Origin of the sequence: Moorena sp. SIO3E8 (assembly GCF_010692445.1) — a bacterium.
GTDB classification, from domain to species: domain Bacteria; phylum Cyanobacteriota; class Cyanobacteriia; order Cyanobacteriales; family Coleofasciculaceae; genus Moorena; species Moorena bouillonii.
In genome coordinates this window covers 1-9,774 of sequence record NZ_JAAHHM010000192.1, presented here as the reverse complement: position 1 = coordinate 9,774, position 9,774 = coordinate 1, and the positions used below count along the sequence as shown (strand labels likewise).

The following is a 9,774-nucleotide window of genomic DNA, read 5'->3' as shown; positions in this document are numbered from 1 at the left end:
GAACTAGTTCCTTTTTTTGAGAAGACATCATGCCCTCAGCTGGTTCACTGTTACCGTGCTCATTGCATCCTCAAGGGATGGGGGTTAGGCATAGCCTAGTTGTGAAGAGTGTAATCGGATGAGCTGAGCATCGAGTGGGTCAGCGGTTCATCCTTCTGTTTCACCATTATCCGCAGCTGCTCAAGCATTTCTACCGCGCTGCACTAGTGCCGATGAAGTTCATAATTTTGTCTTGAGACATGGTTATTCAGTTGCTTGGGAGCAAAAAAGAGATGCTCAGATTCATTACTGCTATACAATTAATTGAGTTTTTGAATTAGTAATGATACCAAATCCGCTTTACCAAGGCTATATTCAAAAAAAACACAAAGTCCTTGCCCAGAGCGAATTTTGGTAATTTTTGTAATCAGCCTATAATAACCGGATTTGGTATGAGTACCCATAATCTCTCTATCGTCATTCGTTGCTATAACGAAGAAGAACACATTGGTCGTCTGCTCAGTGGGATTATGCAGCAGACAATCCAAGATGTAGAAATCATTGTTGTTGACTCAGGTTCTACTGATGCCACTCCATCCATTGCATCCCGCTATCCCGTCAAACTATTATCCATCAAACCGGAAGAGTTTTCCTTTGGCCGAGCACTCAACCTTGGATGTCAGGCTGCCACCGGGGAATTCATCGTTATTGCCAGTGCTCACGTTTATCCCATCTACCAAGATTGGATTGAAAAGCTGTTAGCTCCCTTTAAAGATCCTAAGATTGCTTTAACCTACGGAAAACAACGCGGTAACAAAACAACCAAGTATTCAGAACACCAGATATTTGCTACTTGGTTTCCCGATCAGTCGCTTCATGTCAGGAATCAAGACTATCCTTTCTGTAACAATGCTAATGCTGCTATCCGGCGATCATTGTGGGAAGACGTTCCCTACGACGAAACCCTCACAGGCTTAGAGGATTTGGACTGGGCAAAACGGATCATGCCGCTAGGCTACCGCATTGCTTACGTTCCCGCAGCTGAAATTATTCATGTTCATGAGGAAACCCCTAAACGCATTTACAACCGCTATCGACGAGAAGCCATTGCTCTTAAACAGATTTATCCCCAAGAACACTTCCATTTTTGGGATTTTTTGCGCCTGTTCACCACAAATGTTGTCAGTGACTACTATCATGCATGGCATGACGGTGTTTTCAAGCCAAATTTGCAATCAATTCCTATATTCCGCTTAATGCAATTCTGGGGTACCTACCAAGGCTTTGCGCAAAGGGGACTAGTGAGCAACCGCCTGCGACAAACCTTTTATTATCCACGCAGCTTATCACGTTACCAGAACACCTTTTCTTATGAGAATCGACGACTCATTGACTATGGCTCCTCTGCACAATCCTCCGAGCAAGTATATTGACATTTCAGTACCCGTATCGCCATACCTTCCCACCTGGCCAGGTAGCCCAGCAATTGAATTTCACCGTCACCTCGATTTAGAACATGGTGATATTGCTACGGATACAACACTGCATTTTAGTGTACATACGGGGACTCACGTTGATGCTCCAATGCATTTCATCCCAGGGGGACAAAGTGTGGAACAGCTACCTCTGGATGTTCTAATCGGAGAGGTTTACGTTGTAGTTGTGCCCGATGATGTGGATGTCATCACCGCAGAGGTATTAAAGCAATTAACTCTACCTGCCAACACACAGCGTTTGCTTTTGCACACGCGGAACTCTCGGCTGTGGCGATCGCAAGTGCGGGAATTTCAGCCGGACTTTGTGGCGCTCACAGCAGATGCCGCTGAATGGGTAGTTGAACGGGGAATTAGGTTAATTGGGGTGGATTATTTGTCAGTCCAAGGTTTTTATGATGGTCCGGAAACTCATCAAATTCTGCTAAAATCCGAGGTTGTTATTATTGAAGGCTTGAATTTAACGGATATTTCAACTGGAAAGTATGAGTTGTTATGTTTACCAATTAAGCTCAAGGGAGTAGAAGGAGCTCCAGCTAGGGTAGTTTTACGTAACTTATCTGACTAAGTATTTACATTTTGCTACAAAATTTTTAGATATTAGTTTTTAATGAATTATTTGAATACTGAACCGAAAATTATTGCTCTCTTGCCAATGAAAGCTAACAGCGAGCGAGTCAAGGGTAAAAATTTTAAGCTATTGAATGGTAACCCTTTATTCAAGTGGATTTTAAATGCACTTATTGAGCTAAACGAAGTTTCAAAAGTGATTATAAATACAGATGCTCGCTCTATTCTGGCAGAACACGGATTGGTCGATTCAGATCGAGTTCAGATTCGCGATCGCAAACCAGAATTGTGTGGTGATTTCGTCAGCATGAACCGGATTCTGGCAGATGACATAGCAAATGAACCTGCCGATATTTACTTGATGACCCACACTACAAATCCCCTCCTCAGTGCGACAACAATTCGCAAGGCACTTCAGCAGTTTCTGGAGGCTAGGGCTAGGGGAACTGCTGATTCGCTATTTACAGTTAATCGCTTCCAAACTCGCTTCTACCGTCAAGATGGTTCTGCCATTAACCACAATCCCAATAACCTAATTAGAACTCAGGACTTGGAACCCTGGTACGAAGAAAATTCTAATCTCTACATTTTTACACCTTTAAGTTTCGCTGCCACCCAAGCTAGGATTGGCAAGCAACCTATGATGTTTGAAACTCCTCCCTTAGAGTCGATTGATATTGACGATCAAGTGGACTGGCAAATGGCTGAAGCAGTTGCCCAGTATCTCTATCCTTCTTCTGTTGTACAAGCGGCATAAGCAATGAAAGTATTAATTACCTGTCCACCCATGTTAGGTTTGATGGATGAATTCAAACCACTTTTTGCAGCAAAAGCCATTGAAGTTGATTGTCCTCCAGTAGTGCAAACCCTATCTGTGGAAGAACTAAAGTCCCTCATTCCTCAGTATGACGGTTGGATTATTGGCGATGATCCTGCCACTCGCGAAGTGTTTGAGAACGGGAAATCTGGGAAGCTAAAAGCAGCAGTAAAGTGGGGTGTTGGGGTTGATAATGTGGACTTTACAGCAGCGAATGATAATGGTATCTTAGTAGCAAATACCCCTCGTATGTTTGGTGCGGAAGTAGCCGATATTGCCATGGGCTATGTAATTGCCCTAGCACGACAGACTTTCATGATTGACCGAGCCGTTAGAGCAGGAACATGGCTAAAACCAGCAGGCATTTCTCTAGGGGATAAGACGGTTGCTTTAGTTGGGTTTGGGGATATTGGGCGCAATACGGCGAAGCGGCTGTTAGCAGCTGACATGGGGGTAATTGCTTACGATCCTTATTTCCAAGCAGTGGAGGGATTAGAAGCAGTACAACCTGCTGCTTGGCCCGCACGCTTGGAAGAAGCCGACTTGATTGTGCTGACCTGTGCGTTAACAAATGAAAATCGTCATATGCTCAATTCAGAAACATTAGCTAAGGCAAAGCGAGGGGTACGGGTGATCAATGTTGCCCGAGGTCCATTGATTGATGAAGCAGCATTGGTGGAGGCATTGTCTTCACGACAGGTGCATTCGGCAGCCTTAGATGTTTTTGAAATGGAACCATTACCGGAAGCATCTGCGCTACGCCAATTTGAACAGTGTATTTTTGGCTCCCATAATGCTTCTAATACGGTGGATGCTGTGCGTCGTGCTAGTTATCAGGCAATGCATTTGCTATTTGATTTTCTTGGATGTGCCTAGGAATTGAGATCGTGAAAACTGCTTTAATTACTGGAGCTGCGGGTGGCATTGGGCAAGCTTTGTGCCAGGTTTTTAAAGAAGCTAATCACTTTGTGATTGGTCTTGATGTAGTGTCAGCCGCTGCATCCTGCGATGTTATGATTGTCGGCAATTTGCAGAAAATGTGCAGTGATCCAGCTTATTGTTCAGAAATTGTTGAGCAAGTGCGATCGCACTTGCAAAGCAGAGGTTTGACTACCCTGATTAACAATGCAGCAGTGCAAATCCTCAAGCCCACAAACCAACTCACAGTAGAAGATTGGCATCAGACACTAGATGTTAATCTGGTAGCTCCTTTTGTGTTAACTCAGGCATTCCTGCCGGAGTTGGAACAAGCGGTCGGCTCAGTAGTAAATATTGCCAGTATTCACGCCAGCCTTACCAAGCCTGGGTTTGTGTGTTATGCAACCAGTAAGGCAGCTTTGGTGGGTTTGACTAGAAGTATGGCAGTGGATCTCAATCAGAAAGTACGGGTAAACGCGATTTGTCCAGCAGCAGTAGCGACACCAATGTTAATGGCTGGGTTTGAAGGGAAGAAGGAAGAGTTTGAGAAATTGTCTCAAATGCATCCTTTAGGGCGGATTGCAGAACCAGCAGAAGTAGCAAAAGTGGCATTGTTTCTATCTTTGCCTGAAGCAAGTTTCATAACCGGTGCAACTTTAAGCGTTGATGGTGGCATTGGAGGACGTTTACACGATCCTATATAGGTTAACAATAAAGATTTATTCGCATATCTAAAGCCCAAACTAGTTAACCAGCTAATTAGCCCTTTTACGGCTGAATTGATTATGCTTAAAAAAAAATTACGAGTAGCAAGAGATTCAATTGTTGAGTATCTTAATAATTACTCAGATCCAGTGTACCTTCAATGGTACTTTAATGAGTCTAAGCGCCTTTTAAAATTTAAAAAAATTCATAAAAAAGAGGACTGTTTTATTATTGGTAATGGTCTTTCCCTTAATAAAATTGATTTATCATTACTGAATACTTATTATACGTTTGGATTAAATAAAATATACTTAATTTTTGAAAAAATTAATTTAAATATTAGCTATCATGTTGCCGTAAACAATTTGGTAATCGAGCAAAGCGCGAGAGAGTTTGAAAAGTTAAATTGTCCATCTTTTTTATCAGCTAGAGCCGCTGATAATGTGGTAGATAAAAGGGATCATATTTATAAAATATTTACAGCAGGTAGTCCTTTCGTTTTTCAGACAGATGCATCGAAGTTAATTTGCGAAGGATACACTGTAACTTATGTAGCAATGCAGCTAGCATTCTATATGGGCTTTAAGAGAATTTTCTTGATAGGAGTCGATCATAACTTTACTGCTGTAGGTAATCCTAACGAAAAACAGTTCCTAAAAGGAGATGATCCAAACCATTTTACTCCTGGGTATTTTGGAAATAAAGAATGGCATCTGCCAGACCTAGAAGGCTCTGAATTAGCCTATCATATGGCTCGATTTAACTTTAATAGATCTGGTAGAGAGATTTATGATGCTACAGTTGATGGTAAACTACAAATTTTTCCAAAAATTACCTTTGAACAAGCTTTAGATATGTGTAAAAAAAAGTAGTGGTAAAGATGTAGTGATGTAGGCGTTGGTCTGGTCAAGGTAACAGGAGCTAAAATCACGAATTGTGTACCACTACCGTTTCGCCGAGTCGTTTTTCATCCCCCGACTAAAGTACAGGAGCTTTCAAACTCCTGTCTTCTTTTAGGTAAGAATATTATAAGCGGACTTAATGGAATCAGCATGAACAGTAATCTTACCTTTCTTGGTCTCGGCGTTATGGGTGGATATATGGCAGCCAATCTTGCCCGTAGTGATTACTCCACCAGTAATTACCCCACTATGGCTTGGAATCGCACCCCCGATCGTCCAGGAGTCAAGATTGCTGCTGATGCTGGAGCCAAGGTAGTGTCATCGATCCGGGAAGCTGTCGAGTCAGCTGACATAATTTTTTCCTGCTTGGGGGATGTCCCAGATGTGGAAGCGGTTATGCTGGGAGCTGAGGGAGTGGCTGAGTATGCCAAACCCGGTACCCTAATTGTAGATTTCACCACCATTGGACCAAATGCAGCCCAGGAAATCAGTGGGGAACTAAAGAAGCACAACCTACGTTTTCTCGATGCACCAGTTTCCGGTGGGGATATCGGAGCCAAAAATGGTACCCTAACCATTATGCTTGGAGGCGAGCAGACGGACTTCGAGGAGTGTAAACCCCTACTGGAAATTCTTGGCAAAACCATTCGCCTGTGCGGTCCGGTAGGCAGCGGTCAAGCAGTTAAACTGTGCAACCAGGTGCTTTGTTCTGTCCATATGGTAGCCCTATGCGAGGCAATGAAGTTGGCAGAACATCAAGGCATTGACCCTAATTTAGTTATTGAGGTTTGTAGCACAGGTGCTGCTGGGTCATGGGCGTTATCCAACTTAGGGCAACAAGTCGCTGAGTCTGACTTTGCGCCTGGTTTCATGATTAAGCACATGGTCAAAGACCTCAGGCTTGTACTAGAAAGCCTCCAGTCTTCTAGTCTGGATTTAGCTGGAGTTGAATTAGCTGACCGTCTTTTCAAAGTTGTTCAACAACTTGACACTGGTACAGGAGGTGAACAGGGAACTCAAGCCATGATCCGTGCCTACGGCGAACTCATCTCAAATCCGGTTGAATACCCATAATAAACGTGTGGGATCCGGGTGCGAGAAGTGTGGGAAGTGTGGGGAGTGTGGGGCGGGGGCGCGGGAGATGGGGAGATGGGGAGATTTTTATTAAGGGTAATTATCCGGACATCATATCAAAAGGTGAAGGATGATGGCTTTAACAAATCTCGCTATCCACTTAAGCCGGGACAGTACATGAGTTTTTGGTAAATTGGTGATAGCTAGGGATTTGGCACAATTACCAATACCAATTACCCATCATAGCGTTTCCTAGTAAGCGTGAGGTACATCTAAATTTTCTTGCTTGCTCCCTGCTCCCTGCTCCCTGCTCCCTGCTCCCTACTCCCTATAACCCAGAACAAAAGTACCTCAGCCATTAGCCATTACCCTAATCTGTCCTACTTTCAGCTAGTAGCGGTGATACCAAGTATTTCTTGAGATTTTTCCAAGACTTGATCAGGGTCAAAGGGTTTAGTGAGGTACATATCTGTGCCGACTTCTTTGCCCTTTTGTTTATCAAACTCTTGTCCCTTAGCCGTTAGCATGATCACATAAACATCGTTCATACACAGAACATTTTTGATCTGATTACAGACATCAAACCCACTCATTTTCGGCATCATTAAATCCAGAAATACCAGATTAGGTTGCTCTGACTTAACTTGCTCTAGAGCATCTTCACCATCCTCAGCGGTGAGTAATTCTACCCCTTCATCTTCCAGGTCTTCCAGGGTTTGCTCGATCAGGAGTCTCATATAAGGTTCATCATCAACGATCAAGATTTTTTTAGTCATAGAGTAGTCTACTGGCTAAAGCATTACCTGTTTCTACACCAAGTAATTTACTTGATCAAGTCAGGTATTCCGGATGCTTTGCTGGTAAATCATTAGGGTATTTAATCATTTATTAATTTATAAGAGATAAGTATTCAAGCGGACAGGATGTGAAAGTCGCTGTAGCTAAAGTACGACAAAAAAGTCCCCACACCAAAAGGCAATGGGGACATACTGGAGTTGTTCTAGTTGCCGGAAGCTAATAATACCCTGTATAAAAACCTGATCAAGCCAACAGTCTTTTCACTGTTTAAAACACAACCCTTGCATCTGAGGAAAACTTTTTTAGAACACTACTTTAGAAGACTACAGCGGAATTGGTTCTGGTAAAGACGTCTATATCTAACCCCCTATTTAATACTGCAACTTCCGATCCATCAACCGATAAAAAGCCCGTGAAGGCATCGTAACTTACATCAGTGCTGCCTACAACTACGATCGCATCACTTCCTACCTCGAAGTCGAGGATAATATCCAAGTCTCCTTCTAAGAACTGATCTGCGAAAAACTCGTAGATATCGCTGCCGCCGCCACTGATCAGAACATCGGATCCTTCATTGCCAACAACAACATCATCTCCTAAGCCGCCTCGAACAATATCATCTCCCAGACCGCCGAAGACAAAGTCAGTTCCTCCAGCACCTTGGATGTTATCGTCTCCTGCTCCAGCCATGATTATATCTACTTCATCGCCGCCAGCTGCTACATCATTACCGTCGCCAAAAATAAAAATGTTAGTTTGATCTTCTTGTCCTACGGCGAATACACCTCCACCCTCTTGAGGGCTATCAAAAAACATTGCACCCTCAAAATCGCTTATAAATAGCGGAGCTGTGCTACCTGGACTTAATGTTGCTGCCATTTAATTGTCTCCTTGTTTTAGCTTGAATTTGGTCTAACAGGTAATAGTCCGGTTAATCTCACATCTTGCACCATTCTCAATAAGCTTGGTTGATGTAGGGTGGGCAGTGCACCAGACAGATAATGAAGCTTGCAAAGCGCGTAGGCACTGCCCACCCTACGATTAATGACAATGGTGCAAGATCTCGGTTAATCAGGTTTTATTCAGGTAAATCGTTAATTGTTAATCGTTAATTGTTAATGGTATTTAAGGGGAATTAATGGGAATTAATGGACGTTACCATCAACAATTAACTATGAGTAAACAGTTGTAACTACTACCTGCTTGGATGAGTGTTTAACCGGACTTGATATTAACTATAAGTTTTTATACTTGAATAAAAATTAGAAACAAATTAGAAAAAAGTTAGACTTGCTTGATTAAAATCAAGTGTTAGAGTAAGCAATTATAAATTATTAGTCAAGGATAAAAATTAGAAACAAATTAGACTTACTTGATTCAAATCAAGTTTTGGACAGGTAATAGCTCGTCCCGTGAATCACTTCATATTCACGGCAAGGGTTAATGCTTAATGGTTAATTGACTCTTGAAAATTAACCATTTTAAATTTTCAAGTTTCAATTTTAAATTAAGGTAATCAAACGCCTTTTACGAGTAATTGCTCCTGTTTTCTCCAGTTGCATCAAAGCTCGTGATACGGTTTCGGGAGTCAAACCTAGCTCAGCAGCAATTTCTTTGAAGGGTTGGTCTAAGCTGAGAACGGTTTGATTACGGAACTGAGCTAAGTAGTGTAGATATTGAAGTACCCGCTCGTGAGCAGTCCGAATTTCTCGCCACTCTAAACGGACTCTGAGGGAGTGAATGTGTCTAACCAAAATGGTCATGAAATTCTCTGCCAACTCAGGATAAAGGCAAAGGCTTGACAAAAGACGTTGCTTGGGATAAACAATTACTCGTGAAGCTACTTTAGCAATTGCTGTGTAAGGATAGACCGTTGAGAAAAGAGCACTTTCAGCTAAGCTCTCACCGGCTCTAACCACCTGGAGTGTAACCATTTTCCCTGATTGAGTGTAGTGAACAATTTTAAATCGCCCTGTTTCCACTACAAAAAAAGACGATGCGGAATTTCCCTGGTAGAATAGCTTCTGTTCAGCAACCAGATTCTGGAAGATGACACCCTGACTTAGAGCAGGGGGAAGGCTCTCAGGTTTCAATAGATTCATCAATAAGGCTTCTAGTACGGCAGGACATGTGAATAGTTTAAGCAATCATTTTTGGGAATGTCTGTTGGAAAAGATCGCAAAAAATCAGAACTTGAACACAGAAAATGTCCCAGGCAGCAACTAGGAGTAGGAAGATCGGGGGTGCATCTCATAGTTGTAAAACAGAAGGGGAAGCGTGGGAAGTGTGGGAAGTGTGGGAAGTGTGGGAAGTGTGGGAAGTGTGGGAATATTATTAGATTTTTTGCCTAATTGCAACAATGAGATGCAGCCCCTTAATAACGCACCCTAGTGGAGTGACCATGTTAAAATAGTGTAATAGAGCCAGGGAGCGGTGAGAACCATGGGTAGAGGAAGACGGGACAAGATTGCACTGAGTACAGAGCAAAGGCAAAGACTCGAAGCAATTAGCCGGAATG

The 9,774-nt window shown here is 42.7% G+C and carries 12 protein-coding genes; 9 read left to right on the top strand and 3 right to left on the bottom strand.

The annotated features are described in order from the left end of the window. The first annotated feature begins 431 nt into the window (after nt 1-431). From F6K46_RS35790 to F6K46_RS35755, 8 genes are all read left to right on the top strand, one after another. Entirely contained in the window at nt 432-1,412 is a 981-nt protein-coding gene (locus F6K46_RS35790; protein ID WP_293067205.1) for a glycosyltransferase family A protein, read from the top strand. Further along, the gene (locus F6K46_RS35785) at nt 1,375-2,040 is read left to right on the top strand and encodes a cyclase family protein (RefSeq protein ID WP_293067203.1); all 666 of its coding nucleotides are present in this window, start codon (nt 1,375-1,377) and stop codon (nt 2,038-2,040) included. The genes F6K46_RS35790 and F6K46_RS35785 overlap by 38 nt, the downstream gene beginning before the upstream one ends. A gap of 42 nt (nt 2,041-2,082) precedes the next feature. Further along, nucleotides 2,083-2,799 (top strand): acylneuraminate cytidylyltransferase family protein, encoded by a 717-nt coding sequence (locus F6K46_RS35780; RefSeq protein WP_293067200.1) that lies wholly within the window; start codon nt 2,083-2,085, stop codon nt 2,797-2,799. A gap of 3 nt (nt 2,800-2,802) precedes the next feature. Next, nucleotides 2,803-3,735 carry a phosphoglycerate dehydrogenase gene (locus F6K46_RS35775; protein ID WP_293067197.1) on the top strand — a complete coding sequence of 311 codons (933 nt, stop codon included), beginning with the start codon at nt 2,803-2,805 and terminating at the stop codon, nt 3,733-3,735. Nucleotides 3,736-3,746: 11 nt separating this feature from the next. Then, on the top strand, nt 3,747-4,481 hold the full coding sequence (locus F6K46_RS35770; protein ID WP_293067194.1) for an SDR family oxidoreductase: 735 nt from the start codon (nt 3,747-3,749) through the stop codon (nt 4,479-4,481). 81 nt (nt 4,482-4,562) lie between these two features. Then, on the top strand, nt 4,563-5,354 hold the full coding sequence (locus F6K46_RS35765) for a 6-hydroxymethylpterin diphosphokinase MptE-like protein (protein WP_293067191.1): 792 nt from the start codon (nt 4,563-4,565) through the stop codon (nt 5,352-5,354). Between the two features lie 180 nt (nt 5,355-5,534). Further along, complete coding sequence (locus F6K46_RS35760) at nt 5,535-6,458, top strand: NAD(P)-dependent oxidoreductase (RefSeq protein ID WP_075903765.1); 924 nt, start codon at nt 5,535-5,537, stop codon at nt 6,456-6,458. Nucleotides 6,459-6,476: 18 nt separating this feature from the next. Beyond that, a complete protein-coding gene (locus F6K46_RS35755; protein WP_293067187.1) occupies nt 6,477-6,650 on the top strand; it encodes a hypothetical protein in 174 nt (57 codons plus the stop codon). A gap of 194 nt (nt 6,651-6,844) precedes the next feature. On the opposite strand, the gene F6K46_RS35750 is transcribed toward F6K46_RS35755, so the two are convergent. The 3 genes from F6K46_RS35750 to F6K46_RS35740 all read right to left on the bottom strand — a co-directional run bounded on the left by F6K46_RS35750 (nt 6,845) and on the right by F6K46_RS35740 (nt 9,358). Next, complete coding sequence (locus F6K46_RS35750; protein ID WP_075903767.1) at nt 6,845-7,234, bottom strand: response regulator; 390 nt, start codon at nt 7,232-7,234, stop codon at nt 6,845-6,847. 337 nt (nt 7,235-7,571) lie between these two features. Continuing rightward, on the bottom strand, nt 7,572-8,135 hold the full coding sequence (locus F6K46_RS35745; RefSeq protein WP_293067184.1) for a calcium-binding protein: 564 nt from the start codon (nt 8,133-8,135) through the stop codon (nt 7,572-7,574). Nucleotides 8,136-8,758: 623 nt separating this feature from the next. Next, nucleotides 8,759-9,358, bottom strand: a complete 600-nt coding sequence (locus F6K46_RS35740) for a Crp/Fnr family transcriptional regulator (protein ID WP_293067181.1) — start codon at nt 9,356-9,358, stop codon at nt 8,759-8,761. A 104-nt stretch (nt 9,359-9,462) separates the two neighbouring features. Here F6K46_RS35740 and F6K46_RS35735 point away from each other — a divergent pair, with 104 nt between their 5' ends. After that, nucleotides 9,463-9,594 carry a hypothetical protein gene (locus F6K46_RS35735; RefSeq protein WP_293067178.1) on the top strand — a complete coding sequence of 44 codons (132 nt, stop codon included), beginning with the start codon at nt 9,463-9,465 and terminating at the stop codon, nt 9,592-9,594. Nucleotides 9,595-9,774: the final 180 nt, after the last annotated feature.